The sequence below is a fragment of the Bradyrhizobium sp. SZCCHNRI1009 genome, from assembly GCF_032487575.1.
GTDB lineage: Bacteria > Pseudomonadota > Alphaproteobacteria > Rhizobiales > Xanthobacteraceae > Bradyrhizobium.
Map to the genome: position 1 here is coordinate 1 of NZ_JAUEUL010000010.1, position 24,142 is coordinate 24,142.

The window sequence follows — 24,142 nt, forward strand, 5'->3', positions numbered from 1 at the left end:
GGATCACCATCGTTGCATGCATGCTCTACGAATCCGGCCGTACCGAAGACATTCCTGACCGCTGGCGTGAAGCCGCCGAGTCCCTCATTTTCGATCCTGCTGCTGGCCGGCGTCACGAGTTGCATGTGCAGCAGCCTGTTGCGGACGCCGCAGACGAAGCCAAGCCGGCTCCCGCCATCGCGCAGATCCAGCATGGCCCGGCCGAGCTGATCGATCTCGGGGTCGTAGAGACGACCGCGGTTGCTCCAAGCGAAACCACCGGCCTGCTCGCGCATGTCCACGGCGAGACAACGGTGGCAGCACAACTCTTCGAGGTGAGTGCGCGGGCCCCGGCGTCGGCGCCGCAGGGGGCCGCCGAGCCAACGGCTCGGACGGTGGTCGCCGGCTCGACCTGGCAAGTCAGCGAGACGTCCTTCCATCCAGCCGAAGCGATTGCGGGCAGCGTCTCCGTCGAATCGGCGCATTCCGGGCAGAGCACCGGCGCGAGCGGCGTCGTCCTGTCGATCAGCGTCGAGATGTGGTCGGGCGCCGGCGCATCTCTGCAGACATGGTCGTTCAGCAGCCTCGGAAAGCCCGCGACGGCGCACGCCGGACCGAGCGGAGAGCCCGCGCCCTCGCTCCAGGACGCGGTGACGGAAGCCATCGCCTCGGCGGTCAGTGCACAAGGCGCGACCAGCGCCCAAGTCGTTCAGGCGCTCGGCGGCAATTCCACGGGCGTGACGGTATGTCAGCAACGCGATCGGCGCCGTTTCGGGCGGGTCGGCGGCGCTCGAGACGCTGGAAGCCAGCTTCCACCAGGATCTCAACGGCGACGGCACGATCGGCATTCGGGCTTCGAATAGCGCGGTAACGGCGACCGCGGTGACCGCCAACACGTCGGGCGGCGCCAACCTGATGCTCGCCGCCCCCTCCTTCAGCGGCAATCTTGTCGCCCTTGGCAGCACTGCGGCCCAAATCGACCTCCAGAAAATCGTCTTCGCGTCGCTGCAGACGCATTTCGACGAGGTGAGTGGCGTGCTGTCGCCAAGTGACGGGACGAGCAGCTCATCCCTGCAATTCGTCGGTCCGCTGTCGCAGGATAACTTCCAATTCGCCGGGGATGGCCTAGGCGGTAGTTTGAATTCCGGCGCGGCGGCGCAAGCGGCCGGCGTGATGTCTGAGCCGGTATCGCTGCAGGGCCACGACACATTCGTGTTCGCCGCGCATTTCGGTCAAGTGAGAATCGACGACTTCGCCCTTGGAGCCGACAAGGTCGTGTTCACCCAGAGCCTATTCGCCGACCAGTCGGCGTTGCAGGCAGCGATCCATGACGATACGGCGGGCAACGCCGTCATCACCGATGCGGCCACTGGACGCGATCATCGTCAAGCATGTGTCGACCGCCGAGCTGCTGTCGCATCTATCGAGCTTCCACATCGTCTGACTGTGAAGCTTGTCCAGAAGTTCGTCTCCGTCGACCAAACTTTGAGCTCCGTGACCGCCGCCTCTAAGAAGTCGGCCAATACGCGCATTATGAGGAGAATGGCGACCGGCTCCCGCTGCTCTCGACTCAACGCGCGAATTGCGCGGCCACTGGTCCCGCCGCTCTCAATTGTGATGTTGATTCTCGATAATGGTTGCGTGCCTTAGACCATGCGAGATGTGGAAACGAAGTCACGGGTTGAGCTACCAAGGCACCGGCAGACGAGGGCGGCGGGGCGGATGCCTTCGACCTGCGACGAACGGACCACATCTCGGCCTGCCCAAGGGAGTGAATTCATAGAGAGCGTTTCAGTCTGCTTCACGCCAGCGCTACACATTCGATACAGACGCTCTTACGCACACCAAAGCCCAGCAGATTCGGAGCAATCTTGTGGCTCAGTTCGGAGGTGCCGTTCGGGAAATGCCGCCGGGCCTCTGGAAGGTCATCACGTCCTCTGTTGCCATGGGGCGCGATGCCGGTTGGCAACCCGTCATGATGCTCGCAATGGATCCCCTGCTGCACGGAGGACCACCAGGATCTTTGTCGGCCGCCAATTTGGCCAGCGCGAAGAAGGCCAAGCAAAGAAGAAACAGCCCCAACATTAAAGACAATCGACGTAGAATCGGCACTCCGTTACCCCTCCCGCGTACCATCTGCGATGGCACGGAAGCCGCATTGCAGCCAGTCCTCTGTGGTTAGTCCTGGGGATTTAGCCAATTGGTGTGGCCAGTGTGCCGCAGTCTCGGCGCCAAAAAGTGGCGATGCGCTGTTGCTCTCGTTAAAGTGGTGGCTTGTCCGCCAAGCTAGGAAGTCTGTGTAGAGTGGTGCGTCGGTCTCGGCGGAAGGAATCATATCAGTGTCTTGCACCATCTGGGTGTTGGGGTCGTTCCGGGGGAATGCCGCGGCAATGAGCGCCGAGAATGCGTAGCCGTCCGCTCTTGCCGGCAGGTGCCAGGACATTGCGCATCGAATGGATCCGGCCGCGTTGCCAGATGGCGCTCAGGACCACGGCAACGGAGGCCTTGATGCCTTCATGCGAGTCGGAGATCAGCAGCTTGACCGCCGGCCCGCGCCGCGCGAGCCTGCGCGGGATATCCATGCCAAGAACCTCGCGGCGGCCGTCGCCTTCACTGCAATCGTAACGATAGCCTCCACTGAGGTGAGTTGGGCGTTCTGGCGCACTTTCACGCAACGTATGTTCGCGTAGGTAGCGTCGATCCACAGGTAGAGCCCGTCACCCTCGATAGGACGACCGAGGACCGCGCTCACCGTGTCGTCGATCCAGCCGCAGAGCCGGCTCACCCGGCTCCTGGAGATTCTGCCCATGCCATCGCCCCCCACGCCAGATCCTCGGCCGAGCGAGTGGGGACGCCCTGCACATAGGCCTTCTGGATCAAGGGAGTTGCGCCTTCTCCGCCATCCGCCGCCGCTTGCGAAAGCCTGGGAAGTAGCTCGCCCTGCGTAGCTTGGAGATACGCAGTTCGACCGCACCGGCTCGCGCCTCCAAGTCCGGTCGCGACAGCCACTCTGATGTGCCAGCCGCAGGGCGCTCTTCTCGCCAAAATGGCTCTGGTCAGTCCTGCGACCTCCATCAACATCAATGGCGAGTTGGCGACGCCGATCATCTGGGCAAGATGATCGCCGGTTACGATCAATTGCATCAATTGCTGCGCGCGCAGCGGCATTCCCATCTTTGACCCTGGGATGAGTGAGATGACCTCCGCAGAAAACCAAAACCAACGAACGACGGAAAGCAGCCGAAATTCCTCTCGCACCCGAACTAACCGCTCGATGCACGCGACAGGAGAAGTTTGGTGGAATTGCTGAAGCGGGTTGTATTCGTCGTTTGTCATCACCTTATGTTGTGAATAAGTTCCAATGCCCGTTGATCGTCAGACGCGAATGGCATCTGCTATATTTCGAATTGTGAAGATGCTGCGGGGGCAGGGATGTTTGGGAATTCGACTCGGGCCAGTCGAGAAAATGGCGCGCGTGGGTTGGTAGGACGAGCAGCGCGCGTCGGACTGAGCGCCGCTTTTTTTTGTATGTCTTTTACTACTTTAAGTAGTGCTGGAACGATGACGCTCCCCGGCCAGTTTTCTGTTGGCCAGATGGGTGCCGCGACCTATTCGCTTCCGATTGCCATTCCGCCTGGCTCCGCCGGTATGGTGCCGTCGCTGACGCTCGACTACAGCAGCCAGGGGGGCAACGGCGTGCTGGGTGTCGGTTGGTCGTTGGGCGGGCTGCCATCGATCGGCCGATGTCAGCGGACGGTAGCGCAGGACGGTGTGCTCGGTGGTGTCAATTTCGATGGCAATGATCGTTTCTGCCTCGAAGGGCAGCGGTTGATCCTGGTGAGCGGCGCCTATGGTGCCGACGGCGCCGAATATCGCACCGAGATCGATGCCTATTCCAAGATCGTATCGCGCGGCATAGCCGGTAGCGGCCCGGCTTGGTTCGAGGTGCGCACGAAGGCTGGGCAGATCATGGAGTTCGGTCGAACGGCCGACTCGCAGGTTCTGGCTCAGGGGAAAACCACCGCGCGCGCGTGGGGCGTCAACAAGGTCAGCGACACAAAGGGCAACTATTTCTCGGTCACTTATACGACGGACACGACGACGGGGCAGTCGGTCCCGAGCGGCATCGTCTACACCGGCAATGCGGCGGCGGGAGCCTCGCCCTACAACTCAATCGGATTCGTCTATTCGTCGCGTCCCGACGTCATTCAACATTACCAGGCCGGTTCGTTGGTCCGAACGGCTGTCCGGCTGACCAACATCAGGACGTTCTCGGATGCGGCCTTGGTGTCCGACTATCAGCTTTCCTATCAGCAGAGCCCGACCAGCAATGTGTCGGAAATCGCATCCATCAATGTCTGTGGCGGATCGGGCGGCTGCCTGCCGCCGACCATGTTCCAATGGGCGAATGGCGGAGGAGCGTCATTCTCCGGAGCCGTGACGACGCTCCCGAATGGCTTGTCATTCACTCCTCCGTCCGGCTCCAGCACGTCTGGCGGCGGATTTCTTTCCAATCTGGGGCCGCTGTTTCTGGGCATGCTGAGCGTGCCGGTTTCGGCTGATTTCAATGGCGACGGGAAGAACGATTTCGTCATGCTGTTGGGATCGAACGTGTACGGATTCCTTGGGAATGGTGACGGCAGCTTCACCAACGTGAATTCGATAGCGCCGAATGGCTGGAACTTCGGTCTGTCCAAGACCTTCATGAACATCAGCGGCGACTTCAACGGCGACGGAAAGACCGACTTTGCGATGCTGGGCGGCGCCAATCTATACGTCTTCCTGAGCAACGGAGACGGGCAGTTCAGCGGCGTAACGTTCCCTTGCCCGAACGGTTGGAATTTCGGCACGGCGCCGGCGGACAACTTCATTCCGATCGGAGGTGACTTCAATTCGGACGGTCGTAGCGATTTCGCGATGATGGCTGGTCAGTACCTCTACATGTTCCTGAGCAACGGAGACGGGACATTCGTGGGGCGCACGGTGCAGACGCCTGGATGGGACTTCGGCGTTCCGTCCTCGGCCGGCTACACGCCAGTCACGGGTGACTTCAACGGCGACGGGAAGACGGACTTGATGGTCCTCGGCGGTCTTGCTGCTGCCGGTCCAGGCGCGGCGACGAGCACGGCCGGGAAGATTGCCTATCTGATGCTCGGCAATGGCGATGGATCTTTCACATACAGCTCGTGGCAACTGCCGGGCGGGTGGAGTTTCGGAATAACCAGCAGCACGAACTTTACGCCGATCGGGGGCGATTTCAACGGCGATGGCAAGACCGACCTGATCATGCTGCAAGGGCCCTGGCTCTACGAAATGCAGAGCCGTGGAGACGGTACGTTCGACTACAGCTCGATCCATATCTCCAACGGCTGGGATTTCGGTGCTCAACCGAGTGCGAACTTCATGGCGTTCTCGAGCGATTTCAACGCGGACGGGAAGACCGACTTTGCGCTCATCGGCGGCAACAGTCCCTATATCTATCAGTTCATGAGCAATGGTGACGGCACATTTGGCTATCGTACACTCGGAATGCCCTACGGATTCAATTTCGGTGCTCCGCCCGCCAAGAATTTCTGGCCCCAACTCGGTGATTTCAACGGCGATGGTCGGCTGGAATTCGCCATGGTTGCCGGCACCAACGTCTATAGCGTCAGGGCCGACGGGGCGGCTGGCGATGTCATCAGCACGATCACAAGCGGTCTCGGAGCGACGGTCAGCATCAGCTATACTCCGCTGACAGACACGACTGTTTACGCCAAGGATACGACCAGCGCCTATCCGGTTCAGGACCTGCAGATCCCATTCTATGTCGTGTCGCGGGTCGACGCATCCAATGGTGTCGGCGGCACATCGAGTTCGACGTATACTTATACAGGCGCCAAGATCGATCTGACCGGGCGCGGGTTGCTCGGGTTCCGTCAGGTGACGGTCAGAGATGCTCAGACCGGAATTGCGGATACGACGACCTATCGGCAGGACTTTCCTTACATCGGCATGGTCGCTTCGGCTGCTCGCACGCTCGGCGCGCAGACCCTGGGCCAATCGACGAACACGTATCGCTTCATCAATGCGAGCGATGGAGCGACGATCTCGCCGTCAAGCGCGCCGTATCGTGTGTTTCTGACGCAGGGCGTGTCCAGCAGCACTGACCTCGATGGATCGGCAGTGCCGACCGTGACGACATCAAATCAGTACGATTCGTTTGGCAATGCCACGCGCGTGACGGTCTCGACGTCCGATGGGTTCAGCAAGACCACGTCCAACATCTACGCCAATGATACGTCCTATTGGTATCTCGGGCGTCTGACGCGCGCGACCGTCACGAGCCAGCGGCCACAATAGCCGGCCGCTGCCTCTCATCAGATCTCACATCTTCTGCTGCTTTGGTTGGTTAAGGAATTGACCATGTTCAATGCCGTGTCTCCGCGCGCCTTGCGCTCCCGTGCACCGCTCCGGCTGTCAGCTGCGGCGCTGGCGTTCTTGATCGGCGCTGGTGCTCCGTCGCTCGCCAGCGCTGCGCAGATCTTCCTCACCAATGGATCGACCTGGACGGTCCCGAGTGACTGGAACAGCTCGAACAACACCATCGAGGTCATCGGAGGGGGCGGCGGCGGCGCCGGCTCGAACTCTTCGACGGAAGGAGCTGGCGGTGGCGGCGGCGGTGGCTATTCGAAGATATCGAACCTCCCGCTTCAGCCAGGCGCGGCGATCACCTACCGCGTTGGCTCCGGCGGCGCGGGAGGCGGCGCGACGGCTGCCGGTGCGAGCGGCGGCGACACCTATTTCAACGGCTCCGGAGCGACCTGTCAGGCGCAATCGGTGTGCGCAAAGGGCGGCAATGCCGGTCAGCCCAGCAGTGGATTGAATGCCGCAGCCGGCGGTGCCGGCGGCGCGTTGGCGAGCGGCATAGGTGCCGTCAGATATTCCGGCGGAGCGGGCGGCAACTCGGGCGCGAGCAGCAATGGCGGCGGCGGTGGTGGCGGTGCGGCGGGGCCGCTCGGGCATGGTGGCAACGGCGGTTCCAGCGGCCAGAACGGCTCGGGTGCGGGCGGTGGCGGCAACGGTGGCGGCACGAGCGGAATCGGCGCGGGTGTCGGCGGCAACAACAACTCCGGAGCGGGAGGAGGAACGGCTGGCTCCATCGGCATCGCTGGCGGCAATGGCAGCGGCGGCGGTGGCGGTGGCGCGGGCTATTGGAATGCCAGCGCCTGGGTCAACAATGCAGGTGGCAGCGGCAGCACCGGGACGGAATGGGACGCCAACCACGGCTCTGGCGGCGGCGGCGGCAGCGGCGCTGGCGGCGGCGGTGGCGCGGGAGCGGCGAACGGCTCGGCGGGTCTCTATGGTGCGGGTGGCCCCGGCGGCTCCGGCAACAGCACTGCCGGAGCGCCTGGTGCATCGGGCATCATCGTCATCAACTATACGCCGGTGCCGCCGCCGCCTTCATCGGCCACGCGGATCTACTTGACCAGCGGCTCGAGCTGGACGGTTCCGGCGGACTGGAATAGCGGGAACAATACCGTCGAGGTCATCGGCGGCGGCGGCGGCGGTGCTGGTTCGAATGCATCGTCGGAAGGAGCCGGCGGCGGCGGCGGTGGCGGCTACGCCAAGATCTCCAACCTCTCGCTTCAATCCGGATCGAGCGTCAGCTACCGAATCGGCGCAGGTGGCGTTGGTGGCAGTGCCGCCAATGTCGGTGCGAGCGGTGGTGATACCTACTTCAATGGCACCGGGACGGCCTGCTTGTGGCAGTCGGTCTGTGCCAGCGGCGGCGCCGGAGGCGGCGTGAGCAGCGGGCTCAATCCGGCTGGTGGCGGTGCGGGTGGTGCAGCGGGCAACGGCGTCGGTACCGTCAGATACTCAGGTGGCGCTGGCGGAGGAACGGGAGCCAGCAGCAACGGCGGGGGAGGCGGCGGCGGTGCGGCTGGCCCGAACGGCAATGGCGGCAATGGCGGCTCCAGCGGCGCGAACGGCTCGGGCGCCGGCGGCGGCGGCAATGGCGGCGGATCGAGCGGAGCTGGCGCCGGTGCGGGCGGCAACAACTTTGTTGGAACTGGAGGCGGCAGCGCGGGCGCGCTGCGCGTTCCCGGCGGCGTCGGCAGCAATGGCGGCGGCGGCGGTGCAGGCTTTTGGGATGGTGTCATCGCGTTCGTCAACAATGCAGGCGGCAGTGGCAGCAGCGGCTCCGAGTGGGATGCGACGCATGGTTCGGGTGGCGGCGGAGGCAGCGGCGGCGGCGGCGGGGGCGGCCCAGGCGCATCCAACGGCGCCGCGGGTCTCTACGGCGCAGGTGGTCCGGGCGGCTCCGGCGTCAGCACAGCTGGTACGACCGGTGCGCCGGGCATCATCGTCATCACCTACACACCGGCGACGGGCGGAGGAGGATCGACGCCGGTCTCCGATATCTACACCATCACCCGCACATCCTCGTTCGCCTACGACTCCGCCTCGGGTCTCCTGACCCAGGAAGTCGTCGAGCCGGATACGCCGACGCTGCGGCTGCAGACCGACTATGTCTACAATGCGTTCGGCCAGAAGCAGTCGGTCACCGTCAGCGGCGCCGACATTGTCTCGCGTTCGAGCACGACCAGCTATGACGCGCGCGGGCAGTTCGCGACGTCCAACAGCAACGCACTAGGGCAGAGCGAGACGCTGCAATATGACGGCCGCTTCGGCCAGCCGGTCAGCCGCACCGGCCCGAACGGCCTGACCACGACGTGGAGCTATGACGAGTTCGGCCGCAAAACGCAGGAGACGCGCTCGGACGGCACGCAGACGCGCTGGGCCTACCAGTTCTGCAGCGGCGTGAACGGCGGCAGCGCGAGCTGTCTGTCGGGCGCGAGTTATCTGGTGCAGGAAACGCCTTACGCCGCCGACGGCGCCACCGTGAACGGCCCCGTCACGACCGTGTTCTTCGACACGCTGGAGCGCGAGATCGGCCGCCGCACCCAGGGGTTCGACGGCAGCACGGTGCAGGCGACCAAAAGTTATGACGCGCTCGGGCGCGTCGCGCAGACCAGCCGGCCGTACTTCCTGACCGGCGGCACGCCGCAATACACGACGTTCAGCCATGACGTGCTGGGACGCGTGGTCTCGTCGACCCAGCCGGACGGCAGCGTGGCGCAGACCGCCTATCACGGCCTGACCGTCGTCGAGACCAACGCGCTGAACCAGACGCGCACGGTCACCAAGAACAGCCAGGGCCAGGTGGTCTCGGTCACCGATACGCTCGGCAAGACCATGACCTATGCCTATGATGCGGTCGGCAATCTGGTGCAGACCACGGATGCCCTGGGCAATATTGTCAGCGCGACCTATGATCTCAGGGGCCGCAAGATCGCGAGCAGCGATCCCGATCTCGGCAACTGGACCTACAGCTACAACACGCTGGGGCAGCTGGTCACCCAGACCGACGCCAAGGGCCAGACGGTCAGTCTGAGCTATGACAAGCTTGGCCGCATGGTGCAGCGGGTCGAGCCGGACATGACCTCGGTCTGGGCCTATGACACCGCGGCCAACGGCATCGGCAAGCTGGCCTCGAGCGGTATCACCTCCGGCTCGGGCAACGGCTTTGCCCGCAGCTTCAGCTATGACAGCCTCGGCCGTCCGCAGCAGGTCGCGACCACGATCGATGGCGCCACCTACACGATGGGTGCGACCTATGACGCCAACAGCCGGCTGATCAAGGTCAGCTACCCCTCCGGCTTCACCGCGCGCTACGGCTACAACAGCCTCGGCTTCGCCAACCAGCTGCAGGACGACGCCACCAGCCAGGCCTTCTGGACCGCGAATACGATGGATGCCGACGGGCATCTGACGCAGCAGACGGCTGGCAACGGTCTCGTTACGACGCGCGGCTTCGACCCGCTGACGGGGCGGCTGACCAGCGTCGCCACCGGCACCGGCAGCGCCGTGCAGAACCTGAGCTTCGGCTACGACCGGCTCGGCAATCTGACCTCGCGCAGTGACGCCAACACCAATGTCAGCGAAAGCTTCAGTTACGACGGGCTGAACCGGCTGACGACGTCGACGACCAGCCTCAACCCGACGCCGCTGGTGAAGACCTATTCCTACAGCGCGATCGGCAACATCCTGTCGAAGTCGGATGTCGGCACCTACGTCTATCCGGCGGCCGGAGCGCCGTTGCCGCACGCCGTCATGAGCGTCGCCGGCGGCAGCATCAATGCGACCTTCACCTACGACGCCAACGGCAACCAGACCTCCGGCCTCGGCCGCAGCATCGTCTATACCTCCTACAACAAGCCGGCGAGCATCACGCAAGGCACGCGGACGATCTCCTTCGTCGACGACACCGAGCACCAGCGCTTCAAGCAGGTGACGCCGGAAGGCACGACCCTGTACATCGCCGGATTCGGCGTGATGGCCGAGGTGCAGAACCCCGGCACGACGACGCAGAAATGGACCGACTATCTCTCGGTCGGCAATGCCAAGGTCGGCATGCGCGTCACCCAGACCGCCGCCAGCGGCGCCACGCTGACGATGCGCTACTTCCACACCGACCATCTCGGCTCGATCGTGGCGCTCACCGACGAGAACGGTCTGCTGCAGCAGCGCCTGTCGTATGACGCCTGGGGCAAGCGCCGCAACGTCGACGGCACCGACGACGTCGCCGGCAGCACCACCAGCCAGACGACGCGCGGCTTCACCGGCCAGGAGGAGCTCTCGGTCGCCGGCCTCGTGCACCTGAACGGCCGGGTTTACGATCCGCTGCTGGCGCGTTTCACCAGCGCCGATCCAACGGTGACCGAGCCGCTCAATCCGCAGGGATGGAACCGGTACTCGTATGTCGGCAACGACCCGCTGACGTTCACCGATCCGAACGGATTCAACTGGTTCTCCAATTTCTTCGGCGGCATCTTCAACTGGATTGCTAAACCGATTCAGCGGCTGTTCCAGCAGGTCCCGATCCTGGCGAGCATCGTGCAGCTGGCTGCCACAATTGGGCTGACACCGTTCATTGGGCCATTTGCGGCGGCAGGTGTGGCTGCGGCCTTCGTTACGGGATTGCAGGGCGGTAGTCTCAGTCAGGCGCTGAGAGCGGGTGCAATAGCAGCAGCAACGGCGTTTGCTTTCGCGGTCGTCGGAGGCGCAACTGACGCCCTTGCCGCTGGTAACATGGATAAGTTCTCCATAGTGGGGCCACACACGCAGCCAGCTTTTGGGACTCCCGAGTACGCATTCAATGTTGCCGGTCATGCACTGGTCGGCTGTGGATCCTCTGTTGCTTCCGGCGGAGACTGCAAATCTGGTGCTCTATCGGGGGGAGTGAGTGCCGCATTCGGTCCGGTAGTTAACAGGCTGAACGGGGTTGCCGCGCTTACAGCCAATGCTGTCATCGGCGGCGCCGCGTCTGTCGCGGGAGGCGGAAAATTCGCAAACGGCGCGGTGACTGGTGCATTTGGCTACCTGTTCAATGCAGAGGGAGGGCGAATAGCTGGAGGACTGATCGCAGGTTCGATTGCTATGGTAGTGTTTGCCGAGACCGGACCAGCAGATCCTGCCCTAGTATATATTGCGCGCGCACTCGGGGGCGCCATAGGAGACGCCTATCAAGACTGGGTAGACTCGGTAAGGGGACCATACAGCAATCTTAAGGACTCCAGACCTGTTGATTACTTTGGAGAGTTTACTGCGGCACAAAAGGATGCGATCATTCGAGAGAACATGAGCCGAAATGGGGGCGTAGTGCGTTCAGACATCTCTGGTCAGGTCTTAAGTCAGCCACTTAAGAGCCAGAGCGGGATGGTGCCGGATCCGAACGAGTGGCAAATCGACCATATATTCCCACGGAGTTTCGGGGGAACCAATAGTTACAGTAATGCGCAAGTTATATCGCGTGCAGAAAATCGTGCCAAATCCAACATTCTTCCGTAGGACGCAATGAAAAGCCCAATACCGGATCCGCGCTCATTGTGGGAAGGAGCAGTGCTAGCATCAATCGCGCATGCAGTCTTTGTTGCGAGAGCGCCATATATGGTTAGCTCTCAATCGTGGGATGATAACGTCTACTGTGTTCAAGATAACGCGGACTCGCGGGGGGCCGTCGCATTTGCACCCAGTAAGACTCAGTTCGTTGGTGTCTTCTATTATTCAGAAAGCTCTAGAAATCCTCTCCGTCTTACGGTCGATCGACCGGTAGATGCAACGAAAGGACTTAGTGAACATCTTCTATTCAGTCTGCCTTCAGATCTCGTAACTCTTAAAGAGCAGGCGCTGCGGTACGTTATTCAGGACGTCCAGGGGCAGGTAATTCCGGTTGTAACGGCGGCGTTCTGGTGCGGAGCCGAAGGATCAGTTGTGGAAGCCGTGGAGCCTTGGTCCGTCGTATTTGAGGAAGGTGCGCTTCTGATTGAGCGTCAATTTTTGTCTGGTCACGATGCTCTTCACAGGTGGCAGCATGAGTTTGAGTTTGACTCAGATGAGCTGTCCCTCGTGGATAGTCTGTTCAAAAGGCGGATTAAATCACCTGATGAATTCATCGTGTTGACTTCAGAGGAGCAGAAGGTGCTCCGGTCCAATGCGTCTGGAGCGACGGGATTGACTGCGAGTCGAGAGGCGTTGGCGGAGATGAGAATTATGTTTAGTTAAGGGTGACGAGTTGATCACAAAGCATTGACGCCGCGCTGAGGAGCTTGATTGGATAAATTGAGTGCGCCTAAATTGTTGACTAGGTGTGTGGTGTTACGACGTCATTGGCGCTCGAGCGGTCAGATCGAAAGTGTGATGCGTTTTTTGACCGAAACTGCAGGTGTCAAGGCTTGTGAATGAATCACTTGCGTGTCCCTGCTAGCAATATCTCTCACTCCCGAAACCCTCTAGTCGCCGCCTGTTAGATGTTGAGCAGCCATGGCTGCTTCAGGTTGTCGGAAGCGGCAGTGCCTGGCGAGGCTTACAGGCACGGGTGGATGGCGCTTCCCATGGTGATGGCACTGTCGGCGTCCAGACCATGGACGAGAGCACGTCGTTCGCCTGGAGTACGGGTGGTGCGGAAGCGAGATCGGCGGCGCAGGCGCCGGCGGCGATGCGGGTGCCGGCGGGGAGTGCTCGGACCGGCAGGATCTCGGACTAGCCGCTGCTCGATGACAATAAGGGCGGCCCTGCCACCATGGTCGAAGGTGCCGGACGCTTCGTCGGTGAGTCGCCGACCGGCGTCGTGCCGCGCGGTGCGGAGCATGTTGCCGAAGGTGTCAGCATCAATCTCGCCGGGTAACGGTGCCGCAGGCGGCCAAGACGGTGCTCGGGGGGGGGCAAGTACAGGGCCGATCCGAGGATCTGGTGGCGAGGATTATGGTGACAGTGCGTTTAACCGTTGATTGGGTGCGTGATGCTATGGCGATCGACGAGTAGGAAAAGTCTGGTCGAAATTCCCATTGTAAGTGCGCAATCCAGGATTGAGTCTTACGGCTGTCGCCTTACCTCCGCGTATCAAAGCATGTGTATGACTCACCGGCGTGTCCTGCCAGCAATATCTCTCGCTCTCAAAACCCTCTAGTCTCCGCCTGTTAGTTGTTGAGCAGCCTTGGCTGCTTCGGGTTGGGGCGAACGGCTGTGCGTGGTGAGTCTTGCAGACGCGGGTACATGGCGCTTCCCATGGTGCTGGCGCTTTCGGCGTGCCAGACCCTGGAGGAGGGGACGTCGTCGTTCGTCTGGAGCACGAGTGCTGCGGAGGTGGGATCGGCTGCACAGGCGCAGGCGGCGATGCGGTCGCCCGCGGGGAGTGCAAGGGCCAGCAGGATCTCGGGTTCGCCGCTGCTCGACGACAGTAAAGGCGGCCCGGCCACCGTGATGGAAGGCACCGGGCGCTTCGTCGGGGAGCCGACGACCGGGGCGGTGTCGCGCGGTGCGGAGGACGTGGCCGACGGCGTCACGATCAATTTGGTCAACGTGCCGGCGCCGCAGGCGGCGAAGACGGTGCTCGGGGATATTCTCGGGGTCAAGTACACGGTCGATCCGGGGATCGAGGGGCGGATCACGATTCAGACGCCGAAGCCGGTGGCGCGGGCCGCCGTGATCGATCTGTTCCAGGCGGCGCTGCGGGCCAACAATGCGGCCGTGGTCAACAATCGCGGCATCTATCGCATCGTGGCGGCGGACCAGACGGCGGTGTCATCCGCGTATCGCACCGACGATCCGGCCGATGGCGGCGAGATGGTCGGCAACGGGCTGCAGGTGGTGCAGCTGAAATATGTCTCGGCCTCCGAGATCCGGCGCGTGGTCGAGCCGATCGCGCCGCGCGGCGGCGTGGTGCGGGTCGACGATGCGCGCAACCTGATCACGCTGTCCGGCAATCGCCAGGAGATCGCGGCCATGATGGATGCGATCGCGCTGTTCGACGTCGATACCATGAAGGGGATGTCGTTCGCGCTGATCCCGGTCAAGACCTCGGCGCCGGATGCGATCGCCAGCGAGCTGAAAAGCGTGTTTGCCTCGGACCGCGACGGGCCGATGGCCGGCATGGTGCAGTTCGTGCCCAACAAGCGGCTGCGCTCGATCCTGGTGATCTCGCCGCAGGTTGCGTATCTGCGCCGCGCCGAGACCTGGATCCGCAAGCTCGACGCGCAGGCGCAAGGGTCCGAGAAGCAGCTCTTCACCTATGCGGTGCAGAACCGGCGGGCCCAGGAGCTGGTCGACGTGCTGCAGTCGATGTTCCCGACGGACACGCAGACGGCGACAGCCGGTCGGCGCACCGTGGCGCCGAACTATCAGGAGGCGAGCGTGCAGTCGCAGCCGTCGCCCTCCGGAGGCGGGCTGTCCGGATCGTCGTCGCCGTCCTTCACCGGCGGGCTCGGCGCGTCCGGCGGCGGCTTTGGCGGCATGCGCAATGCGGCGCCGGCGGCTGCTGCGCCGAGCGTCATGCCGGCGGCGGCTCCGGCTGCACCCACCGGCCGCGACGGCGATGCGGATGGGCCGCGGCTGCGGATCGTCGCCGACGAGGCCAAGAACGCGATCCTGATCGAGGCGGCCTCGGCCGACTACAAGCGCGTGCTGCAGGTGATCGAGCGGCTGGACCAGATGCCGAACCAGGTGCTCATCGAGGCGACAATCGCCGAGGTCACCCTGAACGACGAGCTGCGCTTCGGCGTGCAATGGTACATGCAGAAGCACAGCTCGAAATTCACCCTGACGGAGGCGGCCTCCGGCGCCGTCAGCTCGGTGTTTCCCGGCTTCTCCTACGCGCTGACAGCGGCCAACATCGCTGCCACGATCGACACACTGAACCAGATCACCAACGTCAACATCGTGTCCTCGCCGTCGCTGGCGGTCATGGACAACAAGCCGGCGGTGCTGCAGATCGGGGATCAGGTGCCGATCACGACGCAGTCGGCGACCGGCACCCTGACGCCCGGCGCGCCGATCGTCAATACCGTGAGCTACAAGGATACGGGCGTGATCCTGTCGATCATCCCGCGCATCAATGAGAGCGGGCGGGTGCTGCTCGACATCGAGCAGGAGGTGTCGAGCGTGGCGCCGACCACGTCATCGAACATCGATTCGCCGACCATCCGGCAGCGCAAGATCAGGACATCGGTGGTCGTGAACGACAATGACGCGCTGGTACTGGGCGGGCTGATCCAGGAGGGCCGCACCACCGGCCGCAGCCAGCTGCCGATCATTGGGGACATCCCGTTCATCGGCAATTTCGCCGGCAGCCGCGACAACGTCATCGGCAAGACCGAGCTGATCATCCTGATCCGGCCGCACGTGATGCGCAGCCTCGACGAGGCGCGCAGCGTGACCGAGGAGTACCGCCACTTCATGGCGATCGAGGGTCCGCATCGCCGGCAGCCGGCGCGGCGGCGGGTCGAGGACACCGGACGCAGGATTCTCGACTGATGCCGCGCTTCCGCTACCGCGCCTACGGCACCGACGGCTCCTTCGCGGAGGGGACGATCGAGGCTGCGTCCGCGGATGCGGCGAGCGCGACGCTGTGGGCGCAGGGGTTGTCGCCGTTCCAGATGCAGGCCGCCGATAGCGCCGGCACGGCATGGTGGAACCGCGAGATCACGCTCGGCAACGGCGCGGCGCGCGCGGACCTCTTGGCCTTCACGCGCGAGTTCGCCACGCTCTGCGCGGCCGACATTCCGATGGACGACGCCTTGCGCATTGTGCAGACGCAGGCCTCGGCAGCACGGCTGTGCACCCTGGTCGAGGCGCTGCTCGCCGATGTCCTCAATGGCCGCCCGTTGTCGGAGGCGATGCAGGCGCAGCCGCGCATCTTCCCGGCCGACTATGTCGCTGTCGTGCGCGCCGGCGAGAGCGGCGGGCGGCTGGCGCAGGTGCTGACCGAGCTCGCCGAGCTCCTGGAGCGGCGGGCGGAGATCCGTGCGCGCATCCAGTCGGCGCTGATCTATCCCGCGATGCTGATCGTGCTGAGCCTCGCAACGCTGGCGATCATCGTTGGCGGCGTGATCCCGTCGATGGCCCCGATCTTCACGCAGAGCGGCAAGCCGCTGCCATTGACCATCCAGCTGATGCTGGCCTTGAAGGCGCATTGGCTCGAGATGGTGATCGGCGGCGTTGCCGCCATCGTGGCTGGGGGGGCGGTCGTCGCATTCGTGCTGGGTGATCCCGGCCGCCGCCGGCGTCTCGACCGGCTCGCGCTGCGGCTGCCGCTGCTCGGCGGCTTCCTTCTGCAGCAGGACACCGCGCGCTTCGCCCGCACGCTCGGTACGATGCTGATGGCCGGCGTGCCATTGATAGCGGCGACGAAATCGGCGAGCGACGTCGTCGACAACCGTCATCTCCGCGCCGGCATGGAACAGGCGATCGAGCGGATCCAGCAGGGCACAGCGTTGCACCGCGCGCTGCGCAACGAGGTGGCCTTGCCGGCCGTGGCGCTGCAGATGATCGCGGTCGGCGAGGAGGCGGGCAAGCTCGACCGCATGTTGCTGCGCGTGGCGCAGATGCTGGAGAAGCAGCTGCAGACCAGCGTCGATCGCTTCATGGCGGCGTTGACGCCGGCGATGACGGTCGGCATCGCATTGATCATCGGCGCGCTGATCATGCCGGTGATGAACGCCGTCCTCAGCATCAATGATCTGGCGGGGCGATGAGCGCGCGGGCGGAACTGGGACGGGACGAGGCGAGCGCCGGCTTTACGCTGGTCGAGATGCTTGCCGTGCTCGTCATCCTGGCGCTGACGGTATCCGCCGCCGTCCCGCTGCTGTCACGCGGCGCCGGCACGGTGAGCCTCGATGCGGCGACAGGCGAGATTGCGTCGGCGCTGCGCGCGACGCGCTCGGCTGCGATCGTGCAGAACCGCGTGATGACCCTGAGCATCGACGTCGACCGCCGGGCCTTCAGCTCGGACGTCGTCCGGCCGCGTACCTTTGCGCCGGACATCCAGGCGAAGCTGACCTATGCCGCCGCGACGCGCGTGGGCGCCGCCGTGGGCGGCTTCCGGTTCTTTCCGGACGGCTCGTCGACCGGCGGCGATCTGAGCCTGGAGTTGAACGGGCGTCATATCAGGCTCTGTGTCGAATGGCTGACCGGGACGGTGCGGACCGCCGCGACGTGTTGAGGGGAGGGGACGATCATGCTGGGATGGATGGAATGTCGTGATGTCGTGAAGCTGCGCTTGGCCGCGTGGCCCGGGCAATTCCGGCTTCGTTTACGCAGAGGCAGCGATGGCGAGGCCGGCTTCACCTTGGTCGAGATGCTGGTCGTCATCACCATCATCGGCCTGATCATGGGTCTCGTCGGCCCGCGCGTGCTGAGCTATCTCTCCGACTCCAAGCTCAAGACGGCGCGGATCCAGATCCGCAGCCTGTCCTCGGCGCTCGACCTCTATCACCTTGACAACGGCCGCTACCCGACCGCAGCCGAAGGGCTCGGTGCGCTGGTGCAGAAGCCGGCCACCGCGACCACCTGGAACGGACCCTATCTCAGCGGCACCCTGGTCCCGAACGATCCGTGGGGACGGCCTTATGTATACAGATTCCCGGGGCAGCACGGCACCTACGACATCGTCTCGCTCGGGCCCGAGGGACGCGAGGACGAGACCTCGGCAACGGCCAATGTGACGAGCTGGCAGCCGTGACTCCCGCCACGGCAGAGATGAAGCACGCGGACGGCGACGACGCCGGTTTCACACTGGTGGAGGTCCTCGTCGCACTTGCCATGCTGTCGGTCGGCCTCGCTTTGGTGATGAGCCTGTTCTCGACCGGACTGTCACGAACGGGCATGGCCGAACGCGTGGCTGGTGCCGTTGCGCTGGCGCAGTCGCTCATGGCCCAGGTCGGCAATTCGATTCCGCTGCGCACCGAGACGCGCGATGGCGCCGAGGCGAACGGCTATCGGTGGCGCCTTGCGATGCAGCCCTATCGGCCGGCACCAAACAGCGATGCACGCCCGGTCGAGCTGTATCAGGTCTCGGTCGAGATCGGCTGGCTGGAAGGGCAGGACCCGCGCTCCTATGCGCTCTCGACGCTTCGCCTCGGGCCCAGAGTCTCCAGGTCGCAGTGAGCCAGGCCGATGATGTCGCCGAAAGCAAGCGGGATGGATGATCGCGACGCAGGCTTCACCCTGGTCGAGGTTCTCGTTGCACTGGCGCTGTTCAGCCTGCTCGCCGTTCTGCTGTTCGACAATCTCAAATTCGGCGCGCAGGCCTGGCAAAGCGGCAGCGCCCGCGCGGAGTCGTTCCAGCGCGAGCTCGCGGCGCAGGACGTATTGCGGCGACTGATCGGCAATCTCTATCCGATGATGCTGGGCGAAGGCGCGGCGCAGCGGCGCATCGATATCGACGGCCAGGCCGAGAGCCTCGAGTTCCTCAGCGACGCGCCGGCCGTGTCCGGTGGGGCCGGCCGCTTCCGCTTCAAGCTGTTCGCAGACCGCAGGCGTGACGGGGTCGATCTCGTTCTGCAGTCCCGACCCGAACTGGCGGTGAAGCAGGACACCGAGCGGACGCTGCTGGTGTCCGACATCGATCGAATCGAGCTCAGTTATGCGGCAAGAGCAACGGGAGACGCCAATGCGGCCTGGAGCACAAGCTGGAAGGATCAGAGCGAGGCTCCCGGCCTGATCCGGCTGCGGGTCCTGATGCGTCCCGACGATGCCCGTCACTGGCCGGAGCTCGTGATCGCGCCGCGGGTGCAGGCCGATGTGGCCTGCGTCTACGACGCGCTCACGATGCGCTGTCGCGGGCGATAGGGGGCCTCATGCCGGTGCTGTCGGTTCTCTGGGGGCTCGCGCTACTGACGGCGATTGCGCTGTCGCTGTCATGGTCGAGCAGCGTGTCCTATGGCCTTGCCCGTAACGGCGTCGATCAGGCCGCTCTCGGTGCGCTCGTCGAGGCCGGCGTGAACGCCGCCATCGACGGTCTGCTCGATGCCCGGGCGGACCACCGCTGGCGCGCCGACGGCCGTCTCTACACGCTCGATTTCAACGGCACGCGGATCGGCATCAGGATTCAGGACGAGCTCGGACGGGTCGACCTCAACCAGACCGATGAGGCAATGCTGAACAGCCTGCTGCTATCAGCGGGGCTGGACGCGCGGGCCGCCGCTGACCTGACCGACAAGATCGTCGACTGGCGAACCGCAACGTCCCTGAAGCATCTGAACGGCGCCAAGGACCGGGACTACGCGTCGCGCAACGCCGCCTATCATCCCCGCAACGGTCCGTTCCAGAGCGTCGATGAGCTGCTCCTGGTGATGGACATGACTCCGGCGATCTTCGCCCGGATCGCGCCGGCGCTCACGGTCCATTCGGGACGGCAGTTCGTTGATCCGCAATTGGCGCCGCGCGAGGTGCTGCGCGCGCTGCCCGGCATGACCGCGCAGAGTGCCGAAGCGACGCTGGCCGCGCGTGACGGTGCCAGGTCTGGCCTTGCCGAAGGCAACCCGATGACGGTGCTGCGTGGGCGCGCCTTCACGATCCGGACCGAGTTTTCCCAGGCTTCGCGCGTGGTCGAAGGCGAGGTCGCGGTGCGCCTGACGGAGAATCCGCAGCAGCCCTATTGGGTGCTGAGCTGGGGGACGCGATGACCGGACGCGCAGGGCCAGCGATGCAGCAGGACGCCGCCTTCGCCGCAGACATTGAGCAGCCGCGCGCGCAGCTGCACGGGTCCATGCCCGACATGGACCGGACCGCATTGTTGCAGAGTTTTGGCAACTTCCTGCGCGAGGAAGGCATCGTCGATCGTATGAGCCTCGACCGTGCCGGACGCGCGGCACAAACCACCGGAGACAGGCTCGACACCGTGCTGACCAAGCTCGGTCTGGTGTCGGAGGCCGGTCTGGTCGCGGCGTTGGCGAAATTCCTGGCACTCGATCTGGTGCGTCCGGATCAGATTCCGATCGACCCTGTGTTGCCCGAACTGGTCGAAGCCGAGTTCGTGCGTCACAATCATGTGCTGCCGCTCGGCTGCAGCGATGGCCGGCTTGCCGTCGGCGTGACCGATCCGTTCAACCACGATCCGATCCGGGCCCTTGCATTCCTCACGGGCCTTTCGGTCGACATGCGGCTGTTCACGGCGGCCGATTTCGACAAGGCCTGCACGGGGCTCTATCCCGCCATGTCGCGCAGCGACGAGACCCGCGCCACCGGCGGCGCCGAGGCCAACGAAGCCGACGTGCAGCGGCTGCGCGATCTTGCGAGCGAGGCGCCGATCATCCGCCTCGTCAACCAGATCATCACCAGTGCCGTCGAGGCGAGGGCGTCGGACATCCATATCGAGCCCAATGTGGACCAGGTGCTCGTCCGCTATCGCATCGACGGCGCCTTGCGCTCGGTCCAGGTGCTCGCGGCGGACCTGCGTGCCGCGATCACGTCCCGCGTAAAGATCATGTCGAAGCTCGACATTGCGGAGCGGCGCCTGCCGCAGGACGGGCGCATCAAGATCGCGGTCCGTGGCATCGACATCGACTTCCGCGTCTCCACGATCCCCACGGCCTTCGGCGAAAGCGTCGTGCTGCGCGTGCTCGACCGCAATCGCATCAGCCTCGATTTTGTCGAGCTTGGCTTCTCCGCGGAGCATATCGCGACGCTCCAGGTGCTGCTGCAGCAGCCCAATGGCATCATCCTGGTCACCGGACCGACCGGCAGCGGCAAGACCACGACGCTGTATACGGCGCTGAAGGCGCTCAACAGCACCGAGCGCAAGATCTTCTCGGTGGAGGACCCGATCGAATATCAGATGCCGGGGATCAATCAGGTGCAGGTCCAGTCGGAGATCGGGCTGACGTTTCCTCACGCGCTGCGCTCGATGCTCCGGCAGGATCCGGATATCATCATGATCGGTGAAATCCGCGATCTCGAGACGGCGCGCATCGCCATTCAGGCCTCGCTGACCGGTCACCTCGTGCTCTCGACGCTCCACACCAACGATGCGGCGTCTGCGATCACGCGGCTGATCGACATCGGCGTCGAGAACTATCTGCTGGCCTCGACGCTGAAGGGCGTGATTGCGCAGCGCCTGGTGCGCAGGCTCTGCCCTCGTTGTTCCCATGAACATCCGCAGGCGGCCTATTGGGCGGAGAGCTTCGAGCGCTCCGTGACCGGGCTCCTTGCGCATGGGCGGCCCGACATTCGCCAGCCTCTCGGCTGCTCCGATTGCGGCAATGCCGGCTTCTCCGGACGTTCGACCATCGCGGAGATGCTGGTCATCGACGAGGCATGTCAGAGTCTGATCCTGGCCAAGGCGTCGGACACTGCGATCGAGCGCGCCGCCCGCGAGCAGGGCATGCAGAGCATGTACGAGACCGGAGTCCGGAAGGTCTGGCGCGGCGAGACCACGATCGACGAAGTTCTGCGCGCGACGCGCATGGGATAGGGCGGCGGGACGGGCGATGCATGAGAGCAAGGATAGAGGCGCGTTGCTGGCCACGGTTCGTGCGGCGCGTCCGCGCGACTGGGCGCAATCGGCGGCCGCCTGGTGGTGCAGGGAAGCGGTCGATCTGCTGCCGCGACGGTTTGTGGCCGCGCTGGCGCCGGCCGGCCGGCCGAGACTTCTGGTCGATCGCGACGACACGCGGATCCGGCTTCAGTTGAACGATCCCCGATCAGGAGTGCAGGCTGTCGAAACGACCCATGCAGGTGAGGTGACGGCGGCGATCGCATCCATCCTGCGGCGTCATGGTCTGGATCGGCGCGACGCGGATCTGGGCTTGCGTCTGCCGGAAGAGAGTGTTTTTCGCCGCGAGCTCATGCTTCCACCCGAGGCGAAGGGCGCGATCGATACGATCGTGCCGCAGGACCTGCTGCGCCGGACGCCGTTCAAGGCGGAGGACATCTATTGCGACCACTTGACCGCCACATCGCCTGACGGTCGGATCGCGGTTCGGCAATGGGTCACGCGGCGCCATCACGTGCAGCAGGCCGCAGATCAGCTCGGGCTTGCCGTCGCGCACATCGACTTTGTCGTGTTCGGCGACGATCAAACCTCGCCATCGATCCGACTGGCGCGTCCTGCTGCTGCCCGCAAGACCTCTACCGTTGCGATCGCAGTGCTTGGCGCGCTCGCCGTGCTTCTAGGGTCCGGCATCGCGGTCCTGACCTTTGCCCGGCAACAGGCCACGCTGGACCGGCTCGATGCCGAGATCGTTGTGGCCCGCAAGGGCGCCGAGCGCGTTCGCGTCCTGGTGGATCAATTGCGGGAGCGGCGGACGGCGCTGTCGCGCCTTCGTCTGCAGCGCAGCGAAGTGCCGGGATTGATCGACGTCTGGGATGAAGCCTCGCGCATTCTGCCGAAGCATTCCTGGCTGACCGAATTGCGGCTCGTGGAGGGAGCGAACCCGCGGAGCGCAACGGTCACGATGACCGGATTCTCGGCCGCGGCGCCGAGCCTGATCAACACGCTCGGTGGATCGAGACTGTTCGTGGACGCTGCCCTGACGTCGCCGGTCGCGATGGATCCGATCGAGAACCGGGAACGCTTTTCATTGCAGGCCAGGATTCGTGTGCCCGATGCCATCAAGGAGGTGGCGCCATGAGCGAATGGACGAACCGCAGGGACGCGCTCGGACGCCGCGGCCTGTTCATCGTCGTCAACCTCGCGCTTCTTGCTCTGTTGTTCTGGGGCTTCGTGGCGCCGATCGCGGCGATGTTCGCCGAGCGGGAGGCGCGGATCCAGCAGCAGCAGGCGCTGCTGGCACGGTTGAGCGCGATCGCAGCCCAGGCATCGGCCATCGAGGGCCTTGCCTCCGAAACCGAGTCGCAGCTCCAGAACGGGGAGTTCCTGACGGGTGCGAATGAGAACGTGATCGCCGCCGACCTGCAGACGAAGCTGAAGACGATCATGGGCAATGCCGGCGCCCAGTCCCGCGCGATTCAATCGCTGCCGGGCCGGACCGTCGATCAGATCAAGTACAGCGGCGCGCGCATCGACCTGTCTGGGCCGTTGCCCGCCGTCATGCGCGCGGTCCACGCGGTCGAGAGCGCAAGGCCATATTTGTTCATTGCCAATGCGGTGCTGAAGAGCGCGCCTGCGGTGCGCCCGGGAACGGCCGAGGAGCCGGTGCTTCAGGCGCAGCTCGATATCTACGGTGCCGTGCAATGAGGAGCTTTGTGCGATGGCGGGTGAGGCCGCAGGCCGCCGTTCTGGCGCTCCTGGCGGGTCTTGATCTAGTGCTCGGCGCCTGGCTCGCGACGTCGGTCGGAGGCGGCGAAGCGCCCGGCGCCCGCCGCGCGGCTTGGGAAGCGCCGGTGCCCCGGACCATGGCGGGCGTGGCTGGACGGCAGCCGCTGCAGACATATGCCGAGATCCTGGCCCATCCGGTGTTCCAGAAGTCGCGCGAGCCGTTCGTTCCGCCCCCACCCGCGCCGCCACCGCCGATGCCGGTGGCCGCTCCGCCCCCGGTGGCCACTGACCCGGGCCTCCAGGTCGGCGGCGTTATGATCAACAGCGGCACGAGCAAGGCCTATCTGCTCTCCAAGGTGGGAGGTGGCGCAGGCTCCTGGGTCAACGAAAACGAGACATTTCAGGGCTGGCGGGTGACGTCGATCGACGCGTCAGGTGTTCGGATCGAGCAGGCGGGGCGCGCCATCGAATTGCAGCTCTACCCCAAGAATTGAAGAATACAGGCCGCGCTGCGGCCCCTCGAGCCGGAGTAGAATAGCCTTGTTCGCACAGACGAAAGATCAAGGGCCAATCCGCAGACAGCCGCTCGTAGAGGAGGAGCGCGAATTGTTCGTTCCTGCTTGG

General features: G+C 64.4%; 18 protein-coding genes and 1 pseudogene. 16 read left to right on the forward strand and 3 right to left on the reverse strand.

Features of this window, described 5'->3' with window-relative positions; genetic code table 11:
- Window positions 1-842, forward strand: a pseudogene (locus tag QX010_RS18460) (hypothetical protein); the annotation flags it as partial.
- Window positions 843-861: 19 nt separating this feature from the next.
- A complete protein-coding gene (locus QX010_RS18465; RefSeq protein WP_315804680.1) occupies window positions 862-1,629 on the forward strand; it encodes a hypothetical protein in 768 nt (255 codons plus the stop codon).
- Between the two features lie 151 nt (window positions 1,630-1,780).
- On the opposite strand, the gene QX010_RS18470 is transcribed toward QX010_RS18465, so the two are convergent.
- The 3 genes from QX010_RS18470 to QX010_RS33070 form a co-directional block, all read right to left on the reverse strand.
- Window positions 1,781-1,984 carry a hypothetical protein gene (locus tag QX010_RS18470; protein WP_315804679.1) on the reverse strand — a complete coding sequence of 68 codons (204 nt, stop codon included), beginning with the start codon at window positions 1,982-1,984 and terminating at the stop codon, window positions 1,781-1,783.
- A gap of 331 nt (window positions 1,985-2,315) precedes the next feature.
- Complete coding sequence (locus QX010_RS33065) at window positions 2,316-2,561, reverse strand: transposase (RefSeq protein WP_409997974.1); 246 nt, start codon at window positions 2,559-2,561, stop codon at window positions 2,316-2,318.
- A gap of 199 nt (window positions 2,562-2,760) precedes the next feature.
- On the reverse strand, window positions 2,761-3,315 hold the full coding sequence (locus QX010_RS33070) for a hypothetical protein (RefSeq protein WP_409997973.1): 555 nt from the start codon (window positions 3,313-3,315) through the stop codon (window positions 2,761-2,763).
- Window positions 3,316-3,540: 225 nt separating this feature from the next.
- Between QX010_RS33070 and QX010_RS18480 the strand changes: the two genes are divergently transcribed.
- The 14 genes from QX010_RS18480 (at window position 3,541) to QX010_RS18550 (ending at window position 24,012) form a co-directional block, all read left to right on the forward strand.
- Window positions 3,541-6,321 (forward strand): FG-GAP-like repeat-containing protein, encoded by a 2,781-nt coding sequence (locus QX010_RS18480; RefSeq protein ID WP_315804678.1) that lies wholly within the window; start codon window positions 3,541-3,543, stop codon window positions 6,319-6,321.
- Between the two features lie 63 nt (window positions 6,322-6,384).
- Window positions 6,385-11,874, forward strand: coding sequence for an RHS repeat-associated core domain-containing protein (locus tag QX010_RS18490; protein WP_410051960.1), 5,490 nt, complete (start codon window positions 6,385-6,387; stop codon window positions 11,872-11,874).
- Window positions 11,875-11,973: 99 nt separating this feature from the next.
- Window positions 11,974-12,588: a hypothetical protein gene (locus QX010_RS18495; RefSeq protein WP_315804676.1), complete on the forward strand. Its 615-nt coding sequence runs from the start codon at window positions 11,974-11,976 to the stop codon at window positions 12,586-12,588.
- Window positions 12,589-13,578: 990 nt separating this feature from the next.
- Complete coding sequence (gspD, locus tag QX010_RS18500) at window positions 13,579-15,834, forward strand: type II secretion system secretin GspD (protein WP_315804675.1); 2,256 nt, start codon at window positions 13,579-13,581, stop codon at window positions 15,832-15,834.
- Window positions 15,834-17,054 carry a type II secretion system F family protein gene (locus QX010_RS18505; protein WP_315804674.1) on the forward strand — a complete coding sequence of 407 codons (1,221 nt, stop codon included), beginning with the start codon at window positions 15,834-15,836 and terminating at the stop codon, window positions 17,052-17,054. The genes gspD and QX010_RS18505 overlap by 1 nt, the downstream gene beginning before the upstream one ends.
- Window positions 17,051-17,521: a GspH/FimT family pseudopilin gene (locus QX010_RS18510; protein ID WP_315804673.1), complete on the forward strand. Its 471-nt coding sequence runs from the start codon at window positions 17,051-17,053 to the stop codon at window positions 17,519-17,521. The genes QX010_RS18505 and QX010_RS18510 overlap by 4 nt, the downstream gene beginning before the upstream one ends.
- Before the next feature lie 15 nt (window positions 17,522-17,536).
- Window positions 17,537-18,040, forward strand: coding sequence for a type II secretion system major pseudopilin GspG (gspG, locus tag QX010_RS18515; protein ID WP_316181035.1), 504 nt, complete (start codon window positions 17,537-17,539; stop codon window positions 18,038-18,040).
- Complete coding sequence (locus QX010_RS18520) at window positions 18,037-18,465, forward strand: type II secretion system protein (protein ID WP_316181037.1); 429 nt, start codon at window positions 18,037-18,039, stop codon at window positions 18,463-18,465. The genes gspG and QX010_RS18520 overlap by 4 nt, the downstream gene beginning before the upstream one ends.
- Before the next feature lie 33 nt (window positions 18,466-18,498).
- Complete coding sequence (locus QX010_RS18525) at window positions 18,499-19,149, forward strand: prepilin-type N-terminal cleavage/methylation domain-containing protein (protein WP_315804670.1); 651 nt, start codon at window positions 18,499-18,501, stop codon at window positions 19,147-19,149.
- Window positions 19,150-19,157: 8 nt separating this feature from the next.
- Complete coding sequence (locus QX010_RS18530; protein ID WP_315804669.1) at window positions 19,158-19,985, forward strand: type II secretion system protein GspK; 828 nt, start codon at window positions 19,158-19,160, stop codon at window positions 19,983-19,985.
- A gap of 20 nt (window positions 19,986-20,005) precedes the next feature.
- Entirely contained in the window at window positions 20,006-21,772 is a 1,767-nt protein-coding gene (locus QX010_RS18535; RefSeq protein ID WP_316181272.1) for a GspE/PulE family protein, read from the forward strand.
- A gap of 43 nt (window positions 21,773-21,815) precedes the next feature.
- Window positions 21,816-22,931 (forward strand): PilN domain-containing protein, encoded by a 1,116-nt coding sequence (locus QX010_RS18540; RefSeq protein WP_315804668.1) that lies wholly within the window; start codon window positions 21,816-21,818, stop codon window positions 22,929-22,931.
- Window positions 22,928-23,497, forward strand: a complete 570-nt coding sequence (gspM, locus tag QX010_RS18545) for a type II secretion system protein GspM (protein ID WP_315804667.1) — start codon at window positions 22,928-22,930, stop codon at window positions 23,495-23,497. The genes QX010_RS18540 and gspM overlap by 4 nt, the downstream gene beginning before the upstream one ends.
- Window positions 23,494-24,012 carry a hypothetical protein gene (locus QX010_RS18550; protein ID WP_315804666.1) on the forward strand — a complete coding sequence of 173 codons (519 nt, stop codon included), beginning with the start codon at window positions 23,494-23,496 and terminating at the stop codon, window positions 24,010-24,012. Before gspM ends, QX010_RS18550 begins: the two co-directional genes overlap by 4 nt.
- The last annotated feature ends 130 nt before the right edge of the window (window positions 24,013-24,142 follow it).

Bases quoted from the DNA above. Each gene is read 5' to 3' on its own strand.
- QX010_RS18535 (WP_316181272.1), top strand. From the start codon at position 20,006: ATGCAGCAGGACGCCGCCTTCGCCGCAGACATTGAGCAGCCGCGCGCG.
- QX010_RS18490 (WP_410051960.1), top strand. From the start codon at position 6,385: ATGTTCAATGCCGTGTCTCCGCGCGCCTTGCGCTCCCGTGCACCGCTC.
- QX010_RS33070 (WP_409997973.1), bottom strand. From the start codon at position 3,315: ATGACAAACGACGAATACAACCCGCTTCAGCAATTCCACCAAACTTCT.
- QX010_RS18480 (WP_315804678.1), top strand. From the start codon at position 3,541: ATGACGCTCCCCGGCCAGTTTTCTGTTGGCCAGATGGGTGCCGCGACC.
- QX010_RS18495 (WP_315804676.1), top strand. From the start codon at position 11,974: ATGGTTAGCTCTCAATCGTGGGATGATAACGTCTACTGTGTTCAAGAT.
- QX010_RS18550 (WP_315804666.1), top strand. From the start codon at position 23,494: ATGAGGAGCTTTGTGCGATGGCGGGTGAGGCCGCAGGCCGCCGTTCTG.
- gspG (WP_316181035.1), top strand. From the start codon at position 17,537: ATGCTGGGATGGATGGAATGTCGTGATGTCGTGAAGCTGCGCTTGGCC.
- gspD (WP_315804675.1), top strand. From the start codon at position 13,579: ATGGCGCTTCCCATGGTGCTGGCGCTTTCGGCGTGCCAGACCCTGGAG.
- QX010_RS18530 (WP_315804669.1), top strand. From the start codon at position 19,158: ATGCCGGTGCTGTCGGTTCTCTGGGGGCTCGCGCTACTGACGGCGATT.
- QX010_RS33065 (WP_409997974.1), bottom strand. From the start codon at position 2,561: ATGGATATCCCGCGCAGGCTCGCGCGGCGCGGGCCGGCGGTCAAGCTG.
- QX010_RS18525 (WP_315804670.1), top strand. From the start codon at position 18,499: ATGGATGATCGCGACGCAGGCTTCACCCTGGTCGAGGTTCTCGTTGCA.
- QX010_RS18505 (WP_315804674.1), top strand. From the start codon at position 15,834: ATGCCGCGCTTCCGCTACCGCGCCTACGGCACCGACGGCTCCTTCGCG.
- gspM (WP_315804667.1), top strand. From the start codon at position 22,928: ATGAGCGAATGGACGAACCGCAGGGACGCGCTCGGACGCCGCGGCCTG.
- QX010_RS18510 (WP_315804673.1), top strand. From the start codon at position 17,051: ATGAGCGCGCGGGCGGAACTGGGACGGGACGAGGCGAGCGCCGGCTTT.